At 71.4% G+C, this 26,006-nt stretch carries 12 protein-coding genes and 1 pseudogene; 5 read left to right on the forward strand and 8 right to left on the reverse strand.

Annotation, left to right across the window (positions count from 1 at the left end; genetic code table 11):
• Positions 1 to 154: 154 nt before the first annotated feature.
• Complete coding sequence (locus H0H10_RS39780; protein ID WP_223179652.1) at positions 155 to 712, reverse strand: hypothetical protein; 558 nt, start codon at positions 710 to 712, stop codon at positions 155 to 157.
• Positions 713 to 1,083: 371 nt separating this feature from the next.
• Here H0H10_RS39780 and H0H10_RS09800 point away from each other — a divergent pair, with 371 nt between their 5' ends.
• On the forward strand, positions 1,084 to 10,116 hold the full coding sequence (locus H0H10_RS09800) for a golvesin C-terminal-like domain-containing protein (protein WP_223179653.1): 9,033 nt from the start codon (positions 1,084 to 1,086) through the stop codon (positions 10,114 to 10,116).
• 98 nt (positions 10,117 to 10,214) lie between these two features.
• On the opposite strand, the gene H0H10_RS09805 is transcribed toward H0H10_RS09800, so the two are convergent.
• Positions 10,215 to 11,306, reverse strand: coding sequence for a hypothetical protein (locus tag H0H10_RS09805; RefSeq protein ID WP_188180476.1), 1,092 nt, complete (start codon positions 11,304 to 11,306; stop codon positions 10,215 to 10,217).
• A gap of 597 nt (positions 11,307 to 11,903) precedes the next feature.
• Here H0H10_RS09805 and H0H10_RS39785 point away from each other — a divergent pair.
• From H0H10_RS39785 to glpK, 3 genes and pseudogenes are all read left to right on the forward strand, one after another.
• Positions 11,904 to 12,044 (forward strand): annotated as a pseudogene (locus tag H0H10_RS39785) (SUKH-4 family immunity protein); the annotation flags it as partial.
• A 368-nt stretch (positions 12,045 to 12,412) separates the two neighbouring features.
• Complete coding sequence (locus H0H10_RS09815) at positions 12,413 to 13,162, forward strand: MIP/aquaporin family protein (protein ID WP_188180477.1); 750 nt, start codon at positions 12,413 to 12,415, stop codon at positions 13,160 to 13,162.
• Positions 13,163 to 13,218: 56 nt separating this feature from the next.
• A complete protein-coding gene (gene glpK, locus H0H10_RS09820) occupies positions 13,219 to 14,760 on the forward strand; it encodes a glycerol kinase GlpK (protein ID WP_188180478.1) in 1,542 nt (513 codons plus the stop codon).
• Between the two features lie 64 nt (positions 14,761 to 14,824).
• Here the strand turns inward: glpK and H0H10_RS09825 are convergent, their stop codons facing one another.
• From H0H10_RS09825 to H0H10_RS09840, 4 genes are read right to left on the reverse strand one after another with little or no spacing between them, the layout of a single operon-like run.
• Positions 14,825 to 15,430 (reverse strand): GTP-binding protein, encoded by a 606-nt coding sequence (locus H0H10_RS09825; RefSeq protein WP_188180479.1) that lies wholly within the window; start codon positions 15,428 to 15,430, stop codon positions 14,825 to 14,827.
• Between the two features lie 50 nt (positions 15,431 to 15,480).
• Positions 15,481 to 15,876, reverse strand: coding sequence for a DUF742 domain-containing protein (locus tag H0H10_RS09830; protein ID WP_188180480.1), 396 nt, complete (start codon positions 15,874 to 15,876; stop codon positions 15,481 to 15,483).
• A 9-nt stretch (positions 15,877 to 15,885) separates the two neighbouring features.
• Complete coding sequence (locus H0H10_RS09835) at positions 15,886 to 16,320, reverse strand: roadblock/LC7 domain-containing protein (RefSeq protein WP_188180481.1); 435 nt, start codon at positions 16,318 to 16,320, stop codon at positions 15,886 to 15,888.
• Positions 16,317 to 19,328, reverse strand: coding sequence for a sensor histidine kinase (locus H0H10_RS09840; RefSeq protein WP_188180482.1), 3,012 nt, complete (start codon positions 19,326 to 19,328; stop codon positions 16,317 to 16,319). Before H0H10_RS09840 ends, H0H10_RS09835 begins: the two co-directional genes overlap by 4 nt.
• Before the next feature lie 422 nt (positions 19,329 to 19,750).
• Here H0H10_RS09840 and H0H10_RS09845 point away from each other — a divergent pair, with 422 nt between their 5' ends.
• Positions 19,751 to 20,374 carry a hypothetical protein gene (locus H0H10_RS09845; protein ID WP_188180483.1) on the forward strand — a complete coding sequence of 208 codons (624 nt, stop codon included), beginning with the start codon at positions 19,751 to 19,753 and terminating at the stop codon, positions 20,372 to 20,374.
• A 24-nt stretch (positions 20,375 to 20,398) separates the two neighbouring features.
• Here the strand turns inward: H0H10_RS09845 and H0H10_RS09850 are convergent, their stop codons facing one another.
• Positions 20,399 to 25,051, reverse strand: coding sequence for a hypothetical protein (locus H0H10_RS09850; RefSeq protein ID WP_188180484.1), 4,653 nt, complete (start codon positions 25,049 to 25,051; stop codon positions 20,399 to 20,401).
• A gap of 51 nt (positions 25,052 to 25,102) precedes the next feature.
• Positions 25,103 to 25,984 (reverse strand): hypothetical protein, encoded by an 882-nt coding sequence (locus H0H10_RS09855; RefSeq protein WP_188180485.1) that lies wholly within the window; start codon positions 25,982 to 25,984, stop codon positions 25,103 to 25,105.
• Positions 25,985 to 26,006: the final 22 nt, after the last annotated feature.

The following is a 26,006-nucleotide window of genomic DNA, read 5'->3' on the forward strand; positions in this document are numbered from 1 at the left end:
CACACCGGGACACGAGGTCCGCCGGGGCACGGACCGGGCACCCGCACCCGCCGGATGAGCGGCGGGCGGCGGGCGTGTCCGAGCCGGCCCGCGGGGGACGTGACCGCCTGCAACCACCGCATCGCCCTTGGAGGCCGGTCGCCGTGCTCGCGCTTCAGCCGGAGGCCTCGGGTGCCGGGGCCGGCAGGGGCGCGGAGCAGGTCGCCCGGCCGAACTCACCGGCGGCCGTGGCGCTCTGCACGTGCCGTCCGCGCACGGCGACCGCGCAGCGGGCCTGGCCGCCCTGCTCGCCCAAGGTGATCCTGATGACGGGGTTCTCGCCGAGCGGCACCTCGACCGTCTTCTTCCAGGGCAGCCGGGCACCGGAGACGGTCTCCGCCGTGCCCTGCTCGCTCGCTCCCTGGTAGCTGAGGTCGACGGTTCCCTCGCCGGTCACCTCGTACGTCACGGAGGCGGTGGGGGCCTTGGGCTCGGCCCTGTCCTCGTCGCCGCCGCGCAGCACACCGAACAGCACGACGCCGAGGCAGAGCACGAGGAAGCCGACGGCCGCGATCAGTACGGTGCGGTCGGGGTGGGTCTTGCCGTCTTCGCCGCCTGCGTCGTTCCCGGCGTCGGCGTCGGCCGTCCCGGCCGTCTCCGGAGCGTCCGCGTCCGCCTCCGCACGCTCGGCGGTCGACGTGGAGGGCCCCGCCTCGCGCGTCTCGCTGCTCATCCGAACTCCCCTCAAGCGCAGGCCCGGTCGGGCCCCGCCCGATCCAAGAGGCGCGGCGAGATCTCTGTCAAGGAATCCCGGTCCGCCGATCAGGATTGTCCTGATCCCATCGCGTCGATCTCCGGGGACATTCCGCGCAGGAGCGGGAAAGCAGCAGCTCAGGCATCAACGGGCCGGTCTTTTAGGTGAGTTGTGCGAATAGTCTGTCCGGTTGACATGGACAGGGCGTCCCTTGTTAGGAATCTCGGCTGCCAACTGCCGTCCGGCAGATGGCTATTGGTTCCTCCGAAGGGAAACCGATGTACAGACCACGGGCCGTAAGGCTCTTGGCCTCGAGTGCGGCGCTGGCGGTCCTCGCGACCGTCGCACCGATGACACCGGCATTCGCGGCACCACCCGACACCGGACGGCTCGCCGACAGCCTCCGCGGTCTCTTCGGCGACGGGGACGCCGAACCGGCCGACCCGCCAGAGCTCCCCGACACCGACGTCCCGGCCAGTGACAAGCTCGCCAAGGCGCAGGCCGCACCGAAGGCCAAGCGCGTCAAGGAACTGACGGACCGGCGGACGCCCTACTCCCGTCACTGGCGCATGTCCGACGGGCGGGTCCAGTCCGAGGTCTCGGCCATGCCCACCGCCTACGAGACGGGCAAGGGCAAGGACGCCGAGTGGAAGCCGATCCGGACCGCGGTCACCGACACCGACCGCAAGGGCTTCGAGAAGGCGAACACCACCAACCTCGCCCGCACCTACTTCGGCTCGCGCCCCGGTGAGCTGGTCCGTTTCGAGCTCGACGAGGGCCACTGGGTCGCCATCGGCCTCAAGAACGCCGGTGCCGCGAAGCTGGCCCCGGCGGTCGACGGCAACAAGGTCACCTACAAGGACGCCCTGGGCCGGGGCATCGATCTCTCCTACACGGTCGGCAACGGCAGCGTGAAGGAGGACATCGTCCTCAACGAGCGCCCGAAGGGCACCCCGTCCTTCGAGTTCACGCTCACCACAGGCGGCCTGACCGCGAAGTCGGAGAAGAACGGCACCATCTCGCTGTACGGCGAGAACTCCCCCGTCGGCGCTCCCGCGCTGGTGATCCCCGCGCCGTTCATGACGGACGCGAAGAAGAACACCGGCTCCGCGTACGGCACCACCGGCACCGACGCCGTCCGCCAGGTCCTGTCCGGCAAGGAGGGCTCGTACGGCATCAGCCTGAAGCCGGACGCCAAGTGGCTGGCGGCGCCGGAGCGCCAGTACCCGGTGACGGTCGACCCGACCGTCACGATCGCGCCGACTCCGTCGCAGTCCGCGGACGCGATGATCTCCTCGGACGATCCGAGCGCCAACTACGCGGACCTCTGGCGCCTGTCGGTCGGCAACACCAGCACCGGCACGTCGCGTGCGCTGCTGAGGTTCGGGCTGTCGGGCATACCCGCCGGCACGCAGCTGGATTCGGCCGAACTGAAGCTGTACTTCGACCAGACGCACACCACCGGCGCCACCGAGGTCCAGCTGGAGGCGCACCGGGCCACCACGGCCTGGACCGAGGCCGGCGCCACCTGGAACAACGCCAAGGACCTCACCGGAGAGCTGTCCGGCACGTCGGTCCTGGTCGACGACGGCGACTCCGGTACCACGGCCGCCCAGGGCGCCTGGCCCACCTCCGGGAACACCGCGTACACCCAGTACGCGATCGGGCAGGACTACCGGTACAACAAGGACGCCACGGCAGGCGACAGGTACACCTGGCGGCCGAGCCTCCCCGAGGACGGCGAGTACCAGGTCGACGTGCACTACGTCCCGGCCTCCGACCGCGCCGCCAACGCGCCCTACACGGTGACGTACGACGGCGGCACCAAGACCTACCAGGTCGACCAGCGGGCAGGCACCGAGGGCGTCTGGAAGCCGCTGGGCAAGCACCCCTTCCAGGCCGGCACCACCGGCCAGGTCGTGCTCGGTGACGGCCCTGCCTCGACCTCCACGGCCGTCCTCGCGGACGCGGTGCGCTTCACCAAGGGCGGTGTGGTCACCAAGCAGCCGCAGGAGGTCAACACCTGGCACTCCTTCCCGGTGACCAAGACCGTCCAGCAGTGGCTCGACGGCACCTACGACAACCACGGCTTCGTGGTGAAGGCCGCCGACGAGTCCGCGAGCGCCCCCAAGGGCGGCCCGCGGTACGAGGCCGCCGAGTACGCCTACAAGGGCGAGGCCGCCAACTACCCGAAGCTGGTCCTCACCTGGGGCGACGAGGGCGTCGACGTCGATCCGCCGAAGGTCATCCACTCCACCGGTGCCGAGCTGAGCTGGCCCGCGTACACCGACCCGTCGACCTCGCCGGGCGACGACATCGTCGAGTACCAGGTCCACCGAAGCGTCTTCCAGCACTTCAAGCCGTCCTCGCAGACCCTGGTCTCCCCCGTCGCCAAGGACACGCGCGCGTACACGGACACCTCGGCCCGGCCGACCCCGGCCGACTCCGCCGAGGAGTTCGGCGACGCGTACTACTACATGGTCGCGGTGAAGACCCGTGACGGACAGGTCCTCCCGTCCCGCACGGAGCTGGTGCGCCTGCCGAAGGCGGGCCGCACCACGGTCGTGCTGCAGTCCGGGCAGTCCGACACCACGCTCTCCTCGGCGGAGCCGTCCACCGGCCACGACACGCTCACGGACGCGGGTGCCGCCCACCCGTGGCTGTCGGTGGGCAACAACTCGGCCACGTACGGCACCACCCGTGCCGTGCTGAAGTTCCCCGGCGCCGGCGAGATCCCGGGCAACGCCCGGGTGGTCGAGGCGCAGCTGAACATGTGGGGCTTCCAGACGACGACCGACTCCAGTGGCGCGGTCTACGAGGCGCGCGGTCTGACGCGCGACTTCGACGAGGCGACCGCTTCCTGGTCGAAGGCGGACTCCGCCACCTCGTGGACGACCGCCGGCGGCGACATGGACGCCGCCGTCTCCGACACGGTCGGCACGGTCACCAACGACCCGGCCCGGCAGTCCTGGTCCATCACCTCGCTGGCCCAGAGCTGGATATCCGACCCGGCCGCCAACCACGGCGTCGCCGTCAGACTGCGCGACGAGTCGAGTGCCGGCCCGCGCGAGCGGACGCTGTTCCTCTCCTCCGAGGCCGAGGAACCGCAGCTGCGCCCGCAGCTCGTCGTCACGTACCTGACGAAGTCGACGGAGACGACGTACCACGCCCCGTACACGCCGTCCCGGATGATCCCGGGCGACGAGTACACCGTCGACGTCACCGTCACCAACACCACCACCAGCACCTGGGCGGCGGGCGACCACGCCCTGTCCTACACCTGGTCGCTCCCGGACGGCACCGACGCCACCACCGGCGGCAACCAGGTCCAGACGGCGCTGCCGGACGAGGTCCTGCCCGGCGACTCGGTCACCGTGCCGGCGAAGCTCAAGGCCCCGATCAACTCCGACTCCGGCAACAAGCGCCTGGACTACGTGCTGAAGTGGGACCTGAAGAACACCACCACCGGCACCTGGCTGTCCCAGTCGGAGTCCATCGCCCCGCTGGCACAGAACGTCCGCACCGAGGACCCGACGTCCAACCAGCTCGGTCTGGAGAAGTTCTACTCGTACGCGGGCAAGAACACGGGCGCGGGTTCGTCGCTGATGACGAACCTGTACGCGGGCAACAGCGTCTGGCAGTACAACGCGTTTTCCAACCCGGGCCGCGGCATCACGACCTTCGCCCGGTTCGCGTACAACTCCCAGGACACCTCCGACACGGTCCTCGGCCACGGCTGGTCGGCTCAGGCCGCGATGCCGCTGCGGCTCGGCGCCGCGCTGGACTTCCACCCCAATCCGCACCCGACCGAGGTCACCCTCCCCGACGGTGACGGCACCACCCACGTCTTCCGCAAGCAGGAGGACGGGACGTGGCTGGCGCCGGCGGGTGTGCACTACCTGCTGCGGCAGGGCACCGGCGTGGACTGCACCCCGGACAAGGACGGCGACCCGAAGGCGTGGTCGCTGACCCGGCCGGACCGCACCCAGTTCTTCTTCGACTGCGACGGCTACCTGACCTCGATCGTCGACAAGAACGGCAACACGCAGACGTACACGTACGCCGAGCGCAAGTCGAACAACAAGCCGGTCAAGTTCCTCACCTACATCGAGGACCCGGCCGCGCGCCGGTCGCTGACGGTCGAGTACTACACGAAGGCCGACACCAGCAGCCCGAAGATCATCGACCACGTCAAGTCGATGACCGACATCTCGGGCCGGAAGATCACCTTCGAGTACTCGGACAAGGGCCTGCTCACCACCCTCACCGACGGTGCGGGCAGCGCGCAGCCCAAGGTGTTCCGCTTCACGTACGACATGGAGCAGGGCAACAAGAACGCCAAGCTGGTCGCGGTCACCGATCCGCGCGGCAACTCGACCTCGCTGGACTACTACTACCCCAGCGAGGGCGACGACCCGAAGTTCCACTGGAACACGCAGACGCTGACGGACCGCCTGGGCGGGACCACCGGCTATGTGTACACCGATCCGGACGGCACGGCGGGCTCGGTCGTCAACACCAAGGTGACGGACGCCGAGAACCACGACACGCAGTACGTGCTCGACGGGTACGGCCGCGCCACCCAGATGACCAACGCCAAGTCCGAGACCACCAAGACGGCCTGGGACACCGACAACAATGTGACGCGCCTGGAGGAGGCCAACGGCGCGGTCACAACGTGGAAGTACGACACCAGCACCGGCTATCCGCTGGAAATGAAGGACGCCGAGGCCAACAAGAACGGCACCGCGGCGCAGACCCTCACATACTCCTACGGGCTCAACGGCCATATCGCGGACCTCTTCGAGAAGAAGTCCCCGGAGGGCCGCACCTACCGGTTCGGCTATGACACCAAGGGCAACCTGACCTCGGTCACCGACCCCAAGGGCGTCGCATCCGCCACCGAGGACGACTACACCAGCCGTACCGAGTACGACCAGTACGGCCAGGTCACCAAGGAGACCGACGCCAACGGGCACGCGACACAGTACGGCGAGTTCGAGCCGGTCGGCTATCCGAAGACCATCACGGACGCGGCCGGCAACCCCTCGCACTTCGTCTACGACGTGCGAGGCAACGTCACCAAGGTGACCAACGCCCAGGGCGCCGAGGTCACCCAGGCCTATGACGCGTTCGGCAGACCGCTGGAGAAGCGCGAGCCCAAGGACCAGAAGGCAGGCGAGTTCATCGTCACGCCGGAGCCGGTCTATGACGCCAACGACAACATCACCAAGGCCTTCGCCCCCAACGGGGCCGAGACCACGGCGGTGTTCGACAAGGCGGACCAGCGGATCGAGTCGGTCAAGCCGTCCGACGAGCCCGGCGGTCCGGTGCGCAAGTCCACCTCCGTCTACGACAAGGTCGGCAACCTCGTCTCCGGTACCGGCGCACAGGGCAACCTGACGGCGACCGAGGGCGACTACACCGCCACCACCAAGTTCGACGCGATCTACCAGCCGATCGAGATGGTGGACGCCGAGGGCAACAAGGCGACGGTGGAGTACGACAACGTCGGCAACGTCGTCAAGGTCGTGGACGCGCGCAAGAACGCCACCGCGGACGCCGACGACTACACCACGCGCTACGAATACGACCTGAACCACCGGGTCAAGCGCACGGTCGACGCCCTGGGGTGGGCCACCTCGGTCCGCTACGACAAGGACGGCCTCCAGATCGCGCAGACCGACGCGGAGGGCAACGAGTCGCTCGCGACGTACGACGAACGCGGCGCGCTCGTGGAGTCCAAGGTGCCGGTCAAGGAGGACACCTCCGGCAACATCACCTACCGCACGACCAAGTACGCGTACGACCAGGTCGGCAACCGTACGAAGACCATCACCCCGCGCGGTGTCGCCACCGGTGACGACGACGCGGACTTCATGTCGGAGACGGTCTACGACGAGCTGAACCGGGTCAAGGAGGAGCGCTCGCCCTATGACAAGGACGACGCGGTCTACTCCTCACCGGACTCGGTGTTCTACGAGTACGACTCCGTCGGCAACCTGAAGTCGGTCTCGGCTCCCCCGTCGGATGGCCAGACGGTCCGCAACGTCACCGAGTACACGTACTTCGACAACGGCTGGACACGCACGGCCAAGGACCCGTGGGACATCACCACGGCCTACGAGTACAACAAGCTCGGCCAGCAGACGAAGAACACGCTGACCTCGGCGGGCGGCTCCCAGCAGCGCACCATGACGTGGGACTACTACCCGTCGGGCAACAAGAAGGCCCGCTCGGACGACGGTGTGCCGGTCGGCAACCAGGTCGTCCTGGTGGACAGCTCGGACTTCAACAACACCGCGACCCAGGGCAACTGGTCGCGGACGCAGGCCGAGCAGCAGTACGGCTACGACACGTACGCGCACCCCGCGGGTACCGGCACCTCGTCGCTGTCCTGGCAGTTGAACATCCCGCAGAACGGCACCTACGAGGTGTTCGTCCGTTACCCGAAGCTGACGGGTGCCGCCTCGGACGCCAAGTTCAAGGTCGACCACGACGGCGGCAGCACCACCAAGACCGTCGACCAGACCACGAACGCCGGCGCGTGGGTCTCACTCGGGTCCTACGCGTTCGTGGAGGACGGTCCGCAGAAGGTCACGCTGACCGACGCCGCCAATGGCACGGTGCTCGCCGACGCGGTGAAGCTGGTCCGCTCGAACTCCGGTGAAACGGACAACGAGAAGAAGGACTTCACCTACAGCTACAACGCGAACGGCAACATGACCGAGGTCCGTGACCTCTCGCCGGGCGCGAAGATCGACACGTACAAGATCTCGTACGACGGCCTCAACCACATCACCAAGGTGGAGGAGTACGCGGGCGGCACGGTGAAGAACACCACGTCGCTGACCTACGACGAAAACGGCAACCCCGTCACGTCCACGCACGATCTGACCTGGACGAAGATCGAGTACGACGAGCGCGACATGGTCAAGAAGGTGACCAACGCCGATTCGCCCACCGCGGGCGATCAGCAGATCACCACGATGACCTACACCGGGCGCGGCCAGCTCCTGAAGCAGACCAAGCCCAACGGCAACACGCTCGAAATGCGCTACTACCCCGACGGGTCGGTGGAGCAGTCGCTCGAGAAGACCTCGGGCGGCACCGTGGTGGCGCAGCACGACCTGGAGTACTCGCCCAACGGGCACCGCTCCAAGGACGTCCTGAAGCTGATGAACGCCGATGACAACTCGGCCTACATCAACAACACGTACACCTTCGACTACGACCCGCAGGACCGCGTCACCAAGGTCACCAAGAGCGGCGACGACGCCTCCACCGAGTCCTACCGCTACGACCGCAACAGCAACATCGTCGAGCAGACGGTGGACGACGTCACCACGACCCAGCGCTACGACCGCAACCGCCTGCTGTCGGCGAGTTCGGGCGGGGTCACCTCCACCTACAACTACGACCCGCTGGGCCGGCTCGACACCGTCAGCACCGGCGGTCAGACCGTCGAGAAGCACTACTACGACGGCTTCGACCGTGAGGCGAAGGTCCGGCAGGGCGTGGGCGCCACCGCGGTGACCACCTCGTACGTCTACGACCCGTTCGACCGGACGGTCTCCCAGACCACCTCGGGCGACCAGGGCAAGACCACGGCGTTCACCTACCTCGCCATGGACAAGACGCTCCTGCGCGAGACGGTCGACGGCAAGGCGGACAAGGACTACCAGTACATAGCCGGTGGTCAGCGCGCCACGCAGATCAAGCACAAGGACGACGGCAGCAAGGAGGTCTCGCAGTACGTCACGAGTCCGCGCGGCGACGTCGAGGCGATCACGAAGGAGGACGGCAAGACCCGCTCCACGTACGGCTACACGGCCTACGGTTCGGACGACTCCTCCCAGATGACCGGTGCGGACAAGCCGGGCAGCGGCACCGAGGACAAGAGCGACTACAACTCGTTCCGCTTCAACTCCTCGCGCTGGGACGGTGCCTCGGGCACGTACGACATGGGCTTCCGCAACTACGACCCGGGGCTGAACCGCTTCCTCACCCGGGACTCGTACAGCGGCGCCCTGGCCGACATGTCCCTGGCCACCGACCCGTTCACCGGCAACCGGTACGCGTTCGCCGGCGGCAACCCGATCAGCTTCGTCGAGCTCGACGGGCACCTGTTCGGTCTGTCGCTCTCGGACATCGGCCATGCCGCGCTCGACGTGGTCGGCCTGGTCCCCGTCGTCGGTGAGGTCGCCGACGTCGCCAACGGCATCTGGTACGCGGCCGAGGGCAACTATGTCGACGCCGCACTGTCGTTGACCTCGGCGATCCCGCTCGCGGGGTACGCGGCCACCGCCGTCAAGGCCGGCCGCTACGTCGAGAAGGGTGTCGAGGCGGTGGACTCCGCCAACGACGTCCGCAAGACGGTGGACAACGCCGGTGACGCGGCCAACGCCGCGAGCGACACACGCAAGGTGGACGGCGCCGACGCCCCGACGACGAGGTCGCCGGACAAGCCGGAGGCACCCGCCTGCAAGGTGAACAGCTTCCTGCCGGGAACCCAGGTCGTCCTCGCGGACGGCACCACCCGGGCCATCGAGAAGCTGGAGGTCGGCGACCTGGTCGTGGCCACCGACCCGGAGACCGGGGACACCCGGGCCCGGGAGGTCACCGAGACGCGTGATCACGAGGGCACCAAGGACCTCGTCACCCTGACCGTCGACTCCGGCGGCAAGGGCAAGGCGCTCAAGCTGACCTCGACGGCCGCGCACCTGTACTGGCTGCCGGACTTCGGCAAGTGGGTCCCGGCCAAGGACCTCAAGTCCGGTATGTGGCTGCAGACCTCGGCCGGTACCTGGGTCCAGATCAGTGCGGTCGACACCGCCCACCGCTCGGCCAGGGTCTACAACCTGTCGGTCGAGGGCGTCCACACGTACTACGTGGGGTCGGGTGCCGCCGCGGTCCTGGTCCACAACTGTGGCTACAAGGACGAGGCGGTCAGGGCGCAGCAGCGCGCCCAGGAACTCGCCGGTCAGCTCCACTTCTTCAAGGAGTCCATGGTGACCGTCGCTGTCATCGGGGTCCGGAAGAAGGGCACCAAGGACATCATCGAGAAGGTGGGCATGAGCTCCGGTCAGAAGGGCGACCTTCTGGAACTCTTCGACGGCCAGTCGTTCGTGCCAGGCAACCTGGTGCCCGGGCGTGTGACCAAGAAGGGCAATCCCGCCTACGAGCACGCCGAGGAATCGGTGTTCAGGTGGCTCGAGGAGAACCCGGACTACGAGGTGCTGTACGGCGGCACGTCGAAGAACGTGTGCTCCGACATCTGCGCACCACTCGTCGAGCAGAGCAAGATGAAGCTCGACGGTGAGGTGTTCGGCGGAGCGTCCGACAAGACCGACTTCCGGACGTTCTGGCGCTTGAGGCGCTAGGAGACACCGGCGCCACCTCCAGTGGCGCCGCCGGACACGCAAGCAGGACGCCCGGCCGGGGAGCTTACCCGGCCGGGCGTTCGCGTCGCGGGACGCGCTCAGCTCGCGTCGGCCAGACTCCACAGGTGCACGGCCGTGCGGTCCTCGGCGAGGGTGGCCCACAGGCCGGGGCCGGCCCGCAACGGGCTGCCCGAGACCGGCAGGGAGTAGACGATCCGCCCGCGCAGGGCGAGTGTGCCCGGGTCCACGAGCCAGTGACGGGGCTCGGCGGTGTGCCCATCGGTGCTGACGACGGCGCCGTCCTCGTAGGGGTAGGCGCCCTCGTAATCCCAGCGCGCCATGTCCTCACCCGGCGCGGGTGGCACGACATCCCTGGCGTTGAGGCGTCCGGCCTCCTGCGCGCCGGGGGACTCGTGCAGATACAGCGCCCACTGGCCGGGATCCGTGCACAGGAAGTGCCCACCGGACGGACTGACGTCCTGCAGCAGTACCCCTTCGATGCGTTCGAAACCCAGATGGGTACCGTCCCAATGCCCCCACAGGGAAGGGGAGTCCTCATGCCCCTCACCGACGGTCAGTCCCATGTACGAGCCGTCGGGATGCGGGAAGTGGGCGGACGCCGAACCCACGGTCGAGGTCCTGGTCCGGCCGAGCACCGACCCGTCGGCCGCGTCGAGGACCAGCCACTCCTCGTGCGGCCAGTCCTGTGCGTGCCGCACATGGGCCCACACCAGCTTGCCGTCCGGGCTGAACGCGGCGGAACCGCGGCCTGCGCGCCGATGCCGCGGGTCGTCCGCGTACTCCTCGAACGAGGCATGGACCGCCGTGCACTTGGCGGCGGACCAGCACCCGTGCGGGAGCTCCCAGTGGACCTTGCCTGTCCGGTCCACGGCCCGTACGGCGTGCACGCCGCTGAACACGGCGAGGTCGCCCGTGGGAGAGACGGTGACATCGCCGAAGGGCCGAGGCCAGGGGGCGGGGAAGCGGAACTCGGCGCCGTGCTCCTGCCCTGTCGGGCCGAGCCCGACCACGGCGAGCTCGTCGTCCCCGCGCTGGACGAGCAGCCTGTGGCCGGGCCCGTACTGGATGCGCGGAGCGTCGGCGTCCGCGGCGCCGAGGGGGGTGGGGACCGTGGCAACGAGGCGGGCCGTGTGTGCCACAGCGGCCGCGTCTATGGGATCTGTGGACATGGACGGCATGCTTCCACACACGAGTGGCAGGTAGCGTGCCGCCGCGGGGAGAGCCGCGGGATCCGGACCGAGGCGAACGTCGACGTGAAGGCGCAGGCGCACCTCCCCACGGAGCCGCCCACGCTCGACGTGTCGTCCTTGGGCCACGTTCTGGAGGCCGCCCTCGAAGTGCCGTCGAGCCGTGCAGCAGCAGAACCTGGTGCGGGCTGTGGAGGCGGTATCGCAGCGGACGAGTCCGAGGAGACGATGGAACGGATCCGTGGACTGAAGCCGCACCTCGAATAACTACTGCCAAATGAGGCGCAGTTGGTAGAGTCTCGGTATGGACATCACTAAGAGGTTGTCCACCCTCCCCAACGCCAGGCCGTTCCCAGGCGTCCCTGATGCCTGGGAGTGGTCCCCGGGTCCCGCACCGGTTACTACGTGTCCGAGTACGTCCTCGACGACGAGGGGCGGGTGCTCCTTCTCGACCCGTCACTGCCGGAGCCCCGGTTCGTGAACTCCTCGCTGATCGCGTTCCTCGACGCGCTCGCCGCGTAGGACTACCGGTGCGAGCACCTCGACGACTTCGACGACCTCGAGTCCGACGACGAGGACGACGAGGACCCGGCGGAGGCGGCCAGGGTGGCCTTCGGGCTGGAGATCGGGGACCGACTGCGCAAGCTCGACCCACCGGCGTTCGAGATGGACACCTGGTGGGACCGGGTCTACGAGGAGGTCGAACTCGACGCCACCTGACCGGCGTCGTCGCGTGGCGAAGGGCCCTGTCCGGAGAACATCCGGGCAGGGCCCTTCTGCCGTCGACCGATGGCCGGCCCCTGTCCGCAACCGTTGCCGTCGGCGACCTTGACGCCCCCGGAGTGCCGGTCGACACTGCCCGTGTCAGTCGGCATCGCCGTTCAAGTCGACGCAATCCGGTACTGCGCCGCGCGGGCTCCTGTGCTACAAGGCCCCATCCCCCACGGGCGGTTCGGCTGCGACGGCACGCTCGTCACGGACGCCGGGCGGGGCTCGGGACCCCCTGCCTCGGCGGACGTAGCCGTGGGAACGCACCCTGCACTTCAGGACCGGGGCCGACCGTCCCGGGCCAGGGCCTAGGAGCCGCCATGAGCAACGGAGACATTTTCGTCGGCGAAGTCATCGGTACCGCGATCCTCATCCTGTTCGGCGCGGGCGTCTGCGCCGCCGTCACCCTCAGGTACTCCAAGGCGCGGGCCGCGGGGTGGGTGGTCATCGCGTTCGGCTGGGGGTTCGGCGTACTGGCAGGCGCGTACACCGCCGCGCCGCTCTCCGGCGGGCACCTCAATCCCGCCGTCACGCTCGGCATCGCCGTCGACACCGGTGAGTGGGGCAAGGTCTGGGTCTATCTGCTGGGCCAGATGATCGGCGCCATGATCGGCGCGGTGCTGTGCTACCTGACGTACTTCGCCCAGTTCCAGGCCAACGTGAGCAGGACGGGGACGACGCAGGGCACGGCGGACGAGCCGGTTCCGACGCTCGGCATCTTCTCCACGATCCCGGAGATCCGGCACCCGGTCGCCAACCTGGTCACCGAGATCATCGCCACCGTCGGCCTCGTGCTGCCGATCCTCGCCTTCGGGCTGACCGAGGGGCTCGGCGAGTCCGGCACCCTCGTGCTGATCGTCTCCCTCCTGGTGGTCGGCATCGGTCTCTCGCTCGGCGGGCCGACCGGCTACGCCATCAACCCGGCGCGCGATCTCGGCCCGCGCATCGTGCACACCTTCCTGCCGATCCCGAACAAGGGCACCTCCGACTGGAGTTACGCCTGGATCCCGGTGGCCGGCCCGCTGATCGGCGGAGTGCTCGCCGGCCTCGTCTACAACGCGGCCTTCTGACCGGCCGCCCGAGCAGTCGTCTCAGCAGTTCCGTGAACCCAGCCCAAGGGGTAGCCATGACGGACCATGCCGCGAAGTACGTCGCCGCCATCGACCAGGGCACCACTTCGAGCCGCTGCATCATCTTCGACCGGGGCGGCGCGATCGTCGCCGTCGACCAGCGCGAGCACCGCCAGATCTTCCCCAAGCCCGGCTGGGTGGAGCACGACGCCACCGAGATCTGGTCCAAGGTGCAGGCCGTGGTCGCCGGGGCGATCGCCAAGGCCGGGCTGCGCGCCGACCAGTTGAGCGCGCTCGGCATCACCAACCAGCGCGAGACGACGGTCCTGTGGGACCGCGCGACCGGCAAGCCGGTGCACAACGCGATCGTGTGGCAGGACACGCGCACCGCGTCCCTGTGCACCCGGCTGGGCGGCACGGACGGCCAGGACCGCTTCCGCGAGCAGACCGGCCTGCCGCTGGCCAGTTACTTCTCCGGGCCGAAGGCCGCCTGGCTGCTGGACAACGTGCCCGGTCTCAGGGCCCGCGCCGAGCGCGGTGAGATCGCCTTCGGCACCATCGACTCCTGGCTGATCTGGAACCTCACCGGGGGCACGGACGGCGGCCGGCACGTCACCGACGTGACCAACGCCGGGCGCACCATGCTCATGAACCTGCGGACCCTCCAGTGGGACCCCTCGATCCTCGCCGCGATGAACGTCCCCGAGGCCGTCCTGCCCGAGATCAGGTCGTCCGCCGAGGTGTACGGCACCGCCGTCGGCCAGCTCTCCGGCGTGCCGGTGGCCTCCGCGCTGGGCGACCAGCAGGCGGCGGTGTTCGGGCAGGCCTGCTACGACGTGGGCACGGCGAAGAACACGTACGGCACGGGCAGTTTCCTGCTGCTCAACACCGGGAACCGGCCGGTGCCGTCGAAGAACGGGCTGCTCACGACGATGGGCTACAAGATCGGCGACGAGGCGCCCGTCTACTGCCTGGAGGGGTCGATCGCCATCACGGGCGCCCTGGTGCAGTGGTTCCGGGACCAGCTCGGCATCATCCGCACCGCTGACGAGATAGAGCCGCTGGCGGCGAGCGTGGAGGACAACGGTGGCGCGTACGTCGTGCCCGCGTTCTCCGGACTGTTCGCGCCGTACTGGCGCTCCGACGCGCGCGGGGTCGTCACCGGGCTCACCCGGTACGTCACGAAGGCGCACCTCGCGCGCGCGGTGCTGGAGGCGACGAGCTGGCAGACGCGCGAGGTCGTGGACGCCATGTACCAGGACTCCGGGGTGCGCATCACGACCCTGAAGGTCGACGGCGGCATGACGAAGAACAACCTGCTGATGCAGCATCAGGCCGATGTGCTGGGCGTGCCCGTGATCCGGCCCCGGGTCTCCGAGACGACCTGCCTGGGCGCCGCCTACGCGGCCGGGCTGGCCACCGGCGTGTGGAACGGCCTCGACGAGCTCAAGGCGCACTGGCAGAAGGACGTCGAGTGGTCGCCCGCCATGGAGGCCGGGGTACGGGACCGCGAGTACCGCAACTGGCGCAAGGCGGTGGAGAAGAGCTTCGGGTGGATGGAGGAGGACGAGGGGGCCGAGGGGGCCGACGGGAGCTGAGACTGCCCCCCACCCGCCTCCCCGGTTCCCCCGGGGGGCGGGCCGTCCGGCACGCGCGCGTGGCTCAGGTGGTGACGGCTCTGCGCCGCTCCGCCGCCTGGGCCATCGCGTGCTGGACGATGCCGATCAGGACCTCCTTGACCGACTCGCGGTCACGGGCGTCGCACATCACCAGCGGGACGTGCCCGTCGAGGTCGAGGGCCTGGCGGACCGACTCGGCCGGGTAGCGGGCGGCTCCCTCGAAGCAGTTGACGCCGACGAGGAAGGGGATGGAGCGCCGTTCGAAGTAGTCGACGGCGGCGAAGCAGTCCTCCAGCCGCCGGGTGTCGGCGAGGACGACGGCGCCGAGCGCGCCCTCGGAGAGCTCGTCCCACATGAACCAGAAGCGCTCCTGCCCCGGGGTGCCGAAGAGGTACAGCACCAGGTCCTCGCGCAGGGTGATCCGGCCGAAGTCCATGGCGACCGTGGTGGTGTGCTTGCCCTCCACACCGCTGAGGTCGTCGACGGGCCGCCCGGCCTCGGTGAGGAATTCCTCGGTGCGCAGCGGCCTGATCTCGCTGACCGCGCCGACGAGGGTGGTCTTGCCGACACCGAAGCCGCCGGCCACCAGGATCTTGAGCGTGACGGGCTCGACCGGCGGCTTGCCGCGCTCAGAACGCCCGAAGATCATTGCTCTCTTCTCCTCACAGGGGGCCCCGCGTCCTTGCGGGGCCCGGATCCTCACAGTGCCCGCAGGCCGTTGATCACATCGCGCAGAATGTTCTCGTCCGGCAGCTCGGCCGGGGGCACGGGACGGTTCACGTGCACGAGTTCGGCGTCCACGAGATCGCCGATCAGCACGCGTACGACACCGATCGGCAGGTCGAGTCCGGCGGCGAGTTCGGCGACGGACTGCGGGGTGTCCCGGCACAGTCCGACGATCTCGACGTGCTCCGGAGAGAGTGTGGTGTCCGCTTCCGGGTCGTCCGCGTGGGGTTCCGTGACGACCACCGCGATGAGGTCGAGGCGGTGCTGGGCCGCACTGGTGGTACGGCCGCGCGTCATGGCGTACGGGCGGACGACCGGTCCGGCCTCGTCGTCGAACCAGTGGTTTCTTCCCTGACCGTCTGCGCTCATGTCATCCCACTACCCGCCCGAGGGCAGATCGGTGCGCGGAGCGGTGCCCAGGTGCACGCCGACCCGCTTGACGAGGAGGGTCATCTCGTAGGCGACCTGTCCGATGTCGGAGTCTGCGTCCGACAGGACGGCGAGGCAGCTGCCGTCGCCGGCGGCCGTCACGAACAGGAAGGCGTCGTCGAGTTCGACGACCGTCTGCCGGACGCTGCCGGCCTCGAAGTGGCGGCCCACGCCCTTGGCGAGGCTGTGGAAGCCGGAGGCCACGGCGGCCAGGTGCTCGCTGTCCTCCCGGGTCAGGTCCTTCGAGGCCCCGGTCGCCAGGCCGTCCCCCGACAGGACGACGGCCTTCCGGATGCTCGCGACGCGGTCCACCAGGTCGTCGAGGAGCCAGTTGAGTTCCCCGGACTTGGTCGTGGTGTGGCCGGTCGCCTTCGGTGCGGTCATCGACCGTCCCCCTTTGTCATTCCTCGTGGTGCTTGTGGTGCGTTTGGTTCTGGCGCCGCGGTGCCGCTGTGGGCGTCGCCGTCCGCGACGTTCTCCGTCCGGCCGCGCTGCCAGCCGCGCTGGAGCGAGGCCATGCGGCTGCGGACTTCCTCGGCGTCGCGGTCGGCGGGCTCGGAGCGCTCGGCGGTGTCCCGGCCGGCGGACCGCTTGAGCTGGGGAGCCAGGCTGGCCTGCCGTACGCGCCGGGGCAGGGGGAGCGTGCCCGGGCCGGCGTCGGCCGGGCCGGCGTCGGCCGGGCCGGCGTCGGGACCGGTCTCGGCGGGCGGCGGGCCGGTTTCGGTCTCCCGTGGCCCGGGGCCGTGGTGCCGGGCGGTTCCTGCCGGGGTGCTCGGTGCGGTCCCGGCGCGCCGGGTGCGCGCCGGGAGGGCCGGTGTCCTGGGCGTCTCACCGCCGTCCCGGTCACGGGCGGCCGCGCGTTCCTGGTCCCGCTCGGCCGGGGCTGCCGCGCGCGCGGGCGGTGTGCCGCGCCGGCGGGCGGGCAGCGAGGACAGCTCGTCGGGCTCCGGCCGGGCGGCCGCGGGGTCCTCGCGACGGCGCCGGGCCGGCAGCGCGGGGGGCGCGTCCGGGTCCTCGCGGCGCGCGTCCGGCGCGGGCGCCCCATCCGTCGTGTCCCGGGGGAAGCGGTCGGGGACCGGGCGTCCGTGGGAACTGACCAGCTTCGGGGTCCGGCGGCGGGGCAGCGGGACCGGGGCGTTCAGGTCGTCGTCGGTGCCGGAGGGCTCTGGGGCTCCATGCCGGTCGGTCCGGTCGGTCCGGTCGGCATCCTGGTGCCGCCGTTCGCCGCGGCGTGCCGTGGCATCGTCCTCCGGCGCGAGCAGGGAGCGGCGCGGGCGGAACAGGCCGCCACGTTCGCTCTCCTGGTCGCCGAGCCCGTCCGGGAGGTCGTCGAGGGCGTCCAGGTCGACGGGCGCCTCCAGTTCGACCGGCCCGTCCAGCAGCGGGGCGGCCAGTCGTACGGGCACCTGGGCGAGGGCGGAACGGCGGCTCTCCTCGCGCGTGTTCTCCTTGGGGCGCTGGGGGCGGTCGAGCCGGAAGCCGACGCCGTTGGTGTCCGGGGCGTCGTCCGTCAGCAGCGCGTCGGGGATGAAGACGACCGCGGTGGTGCCGCCGTACGGGGAGGGCTGGAGGGACACCCGGACGTTCTGGCGCTGGGCGAGCCGGCTGACCACGAACAGGCCGAGCCGGTCGGTGTCGGACAGCTCGAACTCGGGTGTCTCGGCGAGCCGCAGGTTGGCGTCGAGGAGGGCGTCGGCGGCCATGCCGAGGCCGCGGTCGTGGATCTCCAGGGTGAAGCCGTTGGCGACCCGCTCGCCGAGCACCTGCACGGCGGTGTGCGGCGGGGAGAACACCGTGGCGTTCTCCAGGAGTTCGGCCACCAGGTGGGTGAGGTCGGCGACCGCCGGGCCGGTGACGGCGACGCGGGGCAGCCGGCGGACCTCGATGCGCTCGTAGTCCTCGACCTCGGCGACGGCGGCGCGCACCACGTCCATCAGCTGGACGGGTTTGCGCCACTGACGGGAGGGGGCGGCGCCGGAGAGGATCACCAGGCCCTCGGCGTGCCGGCGCATGCGGGTGGTCAGGTGGTCCAGCCGGAACAGGTCGGCGAGTTCCTCGGTGTCCTCGGTCCGGCGTTCCATGGTGTCGAGCAGCGTGAGCTGCTTGTGCAGCAGCACCTGGCTGCGGCGGGCGAGGTTGACGAACACCTCGGAGACGCCGGCGCGCAGTTCGGCCTGCTTGACGGCGGCTTCGACGGCGGCGCGCTGCAGGGTGTTGAGGGCCTGGCCGACCTCACCCATCTCGTTCTTGTCGTACTCCAGGCGCGGCACCTCGGTCTCCACGTCGACCTGCTCGCCCGCCGAGAGGCGGCGCATCACGCTGGGCAGGCGTACGCCGGACGCCTCGTGGGCCTCCAGGCGCAGCTGCTTCAGGTCCCGGATGAGTCCGCGGCCGACGCGCACGGACACGAAGAGGGAGAACAGCAGGGCGATCAGGCCGAGGGCGCCGGCGACGACCGCCTTGGCGATGACGTTCATCGCGACGGGCCGGACACGGTCCTGGTAGCGGTCGGCGGCGTGGTCGTCGAGGGTGCCGAGCTCGTCGAGCACGTTCCCGGCGGCGGTGTCCCAGCTCTTGGCGGTGACGGAGCGGGGCGTGCCGGCCTCCGCCGACACGGCCGCCTCCTCGGCGACGCGCAGGGGTGCGGAGGAGGCGTTCTTCCAGAAGCGCTCGTAGCGGCCCCGTTCCGCGGCGGGCAGCAGCGGCAGGTTGATGTCGTACAGCAGGGTGCGCTGCGCCACGAGGTCGGAGACGTCCCGGGTCTCGGCGCGCGTGAGCCTGCCGGCGACCAGGGCGGAGCCGAGGAGGGCGTCCTCCCGGGAGAGCAGTTCACGCGCGCGGGAGAGGTTGACGAGCGCGCGGTACTGCTTGTCCAGCCCGACGTCGTCGACGACGTGGAGGCTGGCGAGGAGCACGTGGCAGGGGTCGACGAGGCGGTTGTAGAGGCCGAGCGCCTGCGAGCGGTCGACGGTGCCGTCCTCGACGCTGCTGCGCAGGGAGCCGAGGCCGTCCAGGGCGTCCAGGACGGCCGTCAGCCGCTCGTCCTCGGCCCGGCCCATCGCGTCGCGCACGTCGGGGTCCGCGGCGTTCCGGCGGACCTCGGCGACGGCCTCGTCGGTCGCGGTGCGGCTGCGCTGCAGGGCGGAGAGGCCGTTCGACGCACGCGGGTCGGCGAGGTGGACGAGGGTCTGCCGGCGTTCCTGCTGGAGGACGCGGATGGTGTCCTCGACGGGGAAGCCGACCTTCTCCACGAGGGTCGAGACGTCGAAGAGGCGGCCCGCCTCGCGTCCCGTGAGCACCGTGGCGAAGGCCCAGATCGCGGTCAGGGACACCAGCGGCACGAGAAGCAGCGCCACGATCTTCCGGCGGATCGACTTCCCGCGAAAGCGCATGGCCTCCCCCAGCTCGACCCCCACCGGCAGGGGGTACACGTGTACGTCAACAAACGGCGCGAGCCTACTACCGACGCACAGGTAACTCGAAGACCCGTCCGGAAGCCGAACTTCCGCAGCGGGGGCGCGGGATGGTCAGTTGTCCGGTCATTGCGGGAGATTGCGGTCCGGGATCCGGCGTCGGGCACCGGAAGGGTTCCGGCTGTTCCTGCGGGGCGGTTGGCCGGATTTTTTCGCTTGTCCCGGGTCCCCGGGAATCTTGAGGGCGCCTCGTTCGTCCTTCTTCACGGGAAATGGAGGCGGATTCGGCCACAGGAGCCGCATCCCGCCTCCGGGCGGCGTAAAGCAGCGCAAGCCGGGCAGCCAGAGGGGAGCCGGGTCTTCGGACACGGGCAAGCGGTCTGCCGGCGGTGGGGAGTGACATGGTGATGGGCACGGCGGAGCGGCGCAGGACGCCGGGGGACGGGGAGCGGGCCCACCCGGCGGTCCGGCCGGGCCCCGAGGCACCGGATCGCGACATTCCGGCTACTCCGCGGAAGGGACCGGCGGCCCGGGCGGACGCGGGCGAATTCGCGGAGGAGTACGCGGGCGTGACCGGAGAGGGCATGGACGGCGCGGCGGACGCCGCCGGTCCGGACGGGGAGCCGCAGGCGGCGTACCGGCCGTTGTGGAAGGAAGAGCCCGCCCGGCGCCGCCGGCTGCCGGACCCGGTGCGTACGGCAGCGGTGCGGGCGGTGCTCATCGTCTCGGTGACGCTGATCCAGGCGATGGTGGCGTTCCTGTGCACGTTGGCCGGATCATGGCTGGCCTTCCCGATGGTGATCGGCAGCATCGCGGGCACGGTGGTGGCCACGTGGGGTGTGCTCGACGTGTGGGTGACGCGCCAGGTCTGGAACCAGCGGCACGGGGTGGTGTCGATGCCGAGCAGCACCGCGCGGGCCCTGCGCCGCGAACGGCGCCGGGCCCGGCGGCAGGCCCGCATCGCCGAGCGCGCGCAGGAGCGGATACGGCGGCGGGGCGGCACGGGGCAGCTGTCCCACTCCTGACGGGCAGCCGGCGATGACCCGACGCTAGGCGGTCGTCGTCGGCTGGGCCGGGCGCTTGAACATCCGGGTGGCCGTGATCTCGCTGTGCACCGCCTCGCCCTCACCGGCCGGGCTCTGCTGGGGCAGTCCGGGCCGGAGGTGTTCCTCGACGCTGATGTACTTCAGCCCGGCCCGCAGGTCGGCGTCGTTGCGCAGCCGGATGACCAGCGGGAACTCGGCGAGCGCGGTCGTGTCGAACAGGCCGGTGGTGTACAGCAGCTGCACGCCGAGCGCGTCGGACACGGCCCGCTGGAGCTCCAGCAGGTAGGTGGCGTTGGCCCGGCCGATCGGGTTGTCGAGGAACAGGGTGCCCGCGTGCCGCTGCCTGTCGCGGCCCCGGTCGTTGCTGCGCAGTGCGGCCATCGTGCAGTACAGGGCGATGGCCGCGGTCAGGAGCTGGCCTCCGGAGAAGACGTCGCCCATCTGTCCGACGGGGACGCGCTCGGCGCGCAGCACGGCGTCGGGCTTGAGGATCTCCACGGCGACGCCCTTGGGCTGGAGGGCCGCGGCGACGCCGCGCAGCAGCAGGGACATGCCGTCGCGGCGCAGGTCGGAGTTCTTCTTCACGGCGGCGCGGGTCGCCTCGTCGATGACCTCGCCCAGCCGCTCGGTGAGGGTGGCCTGGTCGGGTTCCTCGAAGCGGATGCGCAGGAACTCCTGACCGGACCACTCGCCGAGCCCTTCCGGCAGCCGGGACAGCCGCTGGGCGGACCTGAGCGTGGCGAGGGCGGACTCGACCAGGCCGCGCAGCCGGTCCACGATCGAGTCGCGGTTGCGCTCCAGCTGCGCCAGCTCGTCGGTCAGGACGCGCAGGCGCGGGGCGAAGGCGTCCGCCCACTTGCCCGCGTGCTCGGGCAGCGCGGAGGCGGGCAGTTCGCGGATCTGCTGCCGGGCGGGGGTGCGGACCTGTTCGTACCGCGTGGAGTTGGCGTGCCGGACGAGGACGTCGCTCGCCTCGCGCACAGCGGCCTCGGCGGCCGACAGGTCGGCGGCGCAGCCGCGCAGCGACCGGCGGGTCTCGGCCGCGGACTGCCGGGCCTCCTCCAGACTGCCGGGGTACGGCTCCGGTTCCTCCGGCTCCTCCTCGGGCGTGGGCTCGCGCAGCAGGTCACGGAGCATGGCGGCGATCTCGTCGAAGCCGCCGGCGGCGTCCTCGGCGGCCCGGTGCGCGTCGAGCAGTCCGGCGTGCGCCTCGCGGGCCTGCGCCAGCGCCTCGGTGCGCGAGGCCAGTTCGGCCGTGGCCGTGCGCAACAGGGCCTGGGCGTGCTCGGCGTCGCCGGGGACCAGGTCCTCGGGAAGCTCGGTGTGGGCGTCGCCGTCCTCGGGCGCGTGGCGTTCGGCTTCGCCGCGGAGCCGGCCGAGCTGTTCGCTCGCGCTCGACATGCGCGTCTCCAGCAGCTGCACCAGTTCCTCGGCGCGGGCGGCGGCGGCCTGCCGGGACGGCCCGTCGGAGCCGTCGGGCGACTGCAGCAGCTGCTCGGCGCGGGTGCGGACCTTGTTGCTGAGCCGGTCCAGCTCGGCGCGGGCCGCGCTCTCGTCGCTCTCCGCGCGGGCCTGCTCGGCGCGCAGGTCGGCGCCGACACCGACCTTCTCGTACACCTGGGAGGCGGCCCGGTAGGCCTCGCGGAGGGCGGGCAGCGACGCCGTCGGCTCCTGGTCGCCGTCCTCGGGTACGTCGTCGGGGGCGCCCGCGATCTCGGAGCGCTCGGCGCGCAGTGCGCGGGCGGTGCGGCGGGCGTCGTCGGCGGCGCGCTGGGCGGCCCGCCGGTCCTCGTCGGCGGCGCGGGCCCGCTCCAGGCAGCTCTGGGCGCGGGCCTCGGCCTCGGTGGCCTCGTCGGCCAGTTCCCGCAGCCTGGCCTGCCAGCCGGCGCGTTCGCGCAGCCGGAAGGCGAGCCCGGCGAGGGCGTCGGCGGCGCGGCGGGCCTTCTGCGCGGCCTCCTGCCGCTCGTCGCGCACCCGCACGGCCTCGGCGGCGGCCTCGTCGGCCTCGGCCCGTACCGTCCGCGCCTCGGCCAGTTCGGCCTCGGTCTCCTCGGCGAAGGCCCGCGCCTCCTCGGCGGTGCGGGCCAGTTCGGCGAGGCGTCCGGCGGGGCAGCCGGTGCGCCAGGAGGCGAGCCGGGCGGACAGTTCGCGGTCCTTGCCGAGCCGGGCGGCGAGCGTGCGGATCTCCTCGTCGCGCTCGGCCGCCCGCGCGCGCAGCGCGTGCCGTTCCTCGTCGGCGGCGTGCTCGTCGTGCATGGCCGGGTTCGGCGGTACGAGGAAGACCTCGGCGGTGTCGGATCCGGCGGCCGGGGTGGGTGCGAGCAGGGCGGCGGCGGTGCCGACGGCGACGGCGGAGCGCGGCAGCAGGGCGGCGCCGCCGAGGACGTCCCGCGCGCGGGTGTGCGAGTCGGGGTCGGTGATGATCACGCCGTCGACCAGCTCGGGCCGGGCGGCGAGGACGCGGGCGTGGTCGGTGGGGTCGACGGCCTGGGCGAGGTAGCGCCAGCCGGGCAGGGCCGGGATGCCGTGCTCGCCGAGGAACTCCACGGTGGCCAGCACGTCCGGGCCGGGCGGCAGCAGCCCGCCGTCGCCGAGCGCGCCGAGGATGCGGGCGTCGTCGGCGGCCGCGGTGCGCAGCTCGAACAGCTGCCGCTCGGCGGAGGAGACGGTGTCGTCCAGCAGCTCGCGCAGCTCGTCGGCGAAGCGGTCGAGTTCCTCGGGGGTGAGGGCGCCCTCGGCGGGCCGGGGTGGCTCGGCCCGGTCGCCGTCGGAGTCCTGGCGGGGCTGCGGGATCCCCGGGCGTGCGCCGCCGGAGGCCAGACCGAGCAGTTCCGCGAGCCGTTCCTCCGCCGCCAGCGCCTGGGCGGTGCGGCGCTCGGCCTCGTGGGCGCGCTCGGCCGCGGTGGCCGCGTCCGCCGCGCGGGCCGCCGTGAGTTCGGCGCGGGTCTCGGCGGCGGCCGCCTCGCGCGCGTGCTCCGTGGCCCGGCGCGCCGCCTCACGGGCCGTGTCCCAGGCCGCGACCGTGGTCTTCTCGGCGTCGCTGGCCGCGAGCGCGGCGCGGGCCGGGTCGGCGTCGGGCGCGCTGTCGTCGAGCCAGCCGGCGCGCACCGCCTCGGCGGTCTCCTGCTCGACCTCGGTCAGGCGCTGCCGCAGGTGCCCGGCCTCGCTTCGGGCCCGCTGCGCCTCGGTGGCGGCGGCGGTCGAGTCGCGGTGGGCGGCGTCGGCGACCTCCTGGAGCGCCGCGGACCGCTCCTCCTCCTCGTTGGCGTGGCTCTCGGCCCGTCCGGCGGCCGCGTGCAGGGCGCGGACGAGGTCGACGGCGGCCTTGGCGCGTGCGGCGAGCGCGGGTGCGGCGTCCCGCTCGGCCTCCTGGATGGCGGCGGAGACGCGGGCGACGCGGTCGGCGGCGGCGCGGTGGCGCAGGACGGCCTCGGCGGCCTGCCAGGCGGAGTGCAGGGTGCGCGCGTCGGCCAGTTCGCGTTTCTGCGCGGCGGCGGACTTCTCGGCCGCGGCGAGCGCCAGTGAGGCGTGCCGGTAGGCGAGTTCGGCGGCGATGAGCGCGCTGCGGTCCCGGGCGGACTCGGCGTGCGTGACGGCGTACGCGGCGGCCGTGACCCGCTGGGCGAGGTCGGCGGCCCGGGTCCGCTCCTGGGCGCCGCGGGCGGAGAGCCGGCGGGCCAGGGCCCTGGTCCGGCGTTCGGCGGCGGTGTGGATGTCCCGCGCGCGGGTGCGGGCGTCGGCGGCCTCCACGATCCGGCCGAGCAGGTCGACGGAGCCGGCGGTGAAGTCGCGCTCGGCGATCAGCTCGGCGCGCCGGCCCAGCTTGTTGCCGAAACCGCTGACCAGGTCGGCGAGGCCGTCGGTGTCACGGGTGTCGGTGACGGCGCGCAGCAGCAGGTCGGTGAAGTCGGAGTCCTTCTTGACCGCGAAGAGGCCGGCGGCCTCGCCCTCGTCGGCGTTCATCTCCCGCTGGTAGCGGAAGAGTTCGGGGTCGAGGCCGAGGTCACCGAGGTGTTCGTTCCACCGGTCGTGGATCTCCTCCCAGTGCACTTCCAGGTGCGGGTAGGCCTTGCCGGCCTCGGTCAGCGCGTCCCGGAATCCCTTCATGGTGCGCCGTCGGCCCCGGGCGCCGGAGGCACCCTCGACGGGCGGGCGTACGGCGGTGGCCTCGGCGACGGGCAGGTTGTCCAGGGTGAGTCCGGGGCCGGGCCGGAAGGAGTACCAGGCCTCGGCGAACTTGCGCGGGTCGTTCGAGACCTGGCGCCCGCGCCACTCGCTGACCTTGCCGACGACGACGCACTCGCCGGTCTGCACGTGCTGCCACTCCAGCGCCACGTGCCCGCAGTCGTCGGCGAGCAGGAACTTGCGCAGCACGCCGGAGCTGGCGCCGCCCAGGGTGTTGCGGTGGCCCGGCAGCATCACGGAGAAGATCAGCTTGAGCAGGACGGACTTGCCGCCGCCGTTCTCCAGGAAGAGCACGCCGGCGGGCGCGGGCCGGCGCGGCGGGCCGACGGGCTCCTCCTCGAAGAACTCCGCCTGCGTGGGTGCGGGGTCGGGCACGGGCTCGCCCACACCGCGCAGGTCGAGCACGGTGTCGGCGTAGCGTGCGCCGGCGGGCCCGATGGAGTAGAGGCGGACCCGGGACAGCTCGTACATGGCGGACTCTCGTAAGTCTTCGTGAAATCGGGGTGGTTCGCGTGGTGGGGCTCAGGAGGAGTGGAACGGCAGCCCGGCGTCGGCCACCAGCTCCAGGTCGTCGGTGTCCTCGGCCGGCAGCAGGGTCGGCGTGCCGTCGGTCACCGGGACGACGCCCAGCTCCAGCAGTTCGGCCATGGCGGCGCTGCCGGCCATGTCGCGCACCTGGAGCTGGTAGCGGGCGGTCGTGCGGTACGTGCCGCCGCTGTCGTCGCCGGTGCGCTGGAGGAATCCGGAGTCGGTGAGGAAGGCGACGGCCTTGCCGACGATGCCGGTCGTGGAGCCCGGGAGTCTGCGCGCGTCCTTGGTGGCGCCGGTCGCGCTGCGTCTGGCCCAGATCCGCCAGGCGGCCTCCAGGCCCGGGGCGTCGGTGGCCGGGTCGGTGTTCTCGCCCTGTTCCTCGGCCCGTTCCTCCAGGCGCCGGCAGGCCTGGCGCACGAAGGCGTCGACGCCGTTGACGGTGACGCGGCCGATGTAGCCGTCGTCGGCGAGGTCCTCGGGGCGCGGGAACGCCATGGCGGCGACGGCGAGATGGGCGAGTCCGTGCAGGAAGCGGTCGCCGGAGTCGGTGGAGGCGCGGCGCGCGTAGTCGCCCATGCGGACGGCGAAGACGGAGTCCTCCGCCGCCGTCACGGCCATGCCCGCGCGCGGGGACACCTCCAGGACGACCAGTCCGAGCCCGGCGGCCACGGCGTCGGAGAGCCGGGCGAAGGACGGGTCCTCGCGGTACCGGCGCAGCAGGTCGGCGTACTCCTGGTCGCGGGCGGGCAGCAGTTTGGGCTGGAGGCCGAAGGCGACGAGCCGCGCCGCGTCGGCGGCGTCGGCGGGTGTGACGGCCGCGGTGGCCGGTGCGGCGCCCGTCTCCGGTTCGCTCCGGTCGACGTGCTCGGTCACGGTCGGTGCTCCTTGGTGCGTC

The organism is Streptomyces griseicoloratus (genome assembly GCF_014534645.1).
GTDB classification, from domain to species: domain Bacteria; phylum Actinomycetota; class Actinomycetes; order Streptomycetales; family Streptomycetaceae; genus Streptomyces; species Streptomyces griseicoloratus.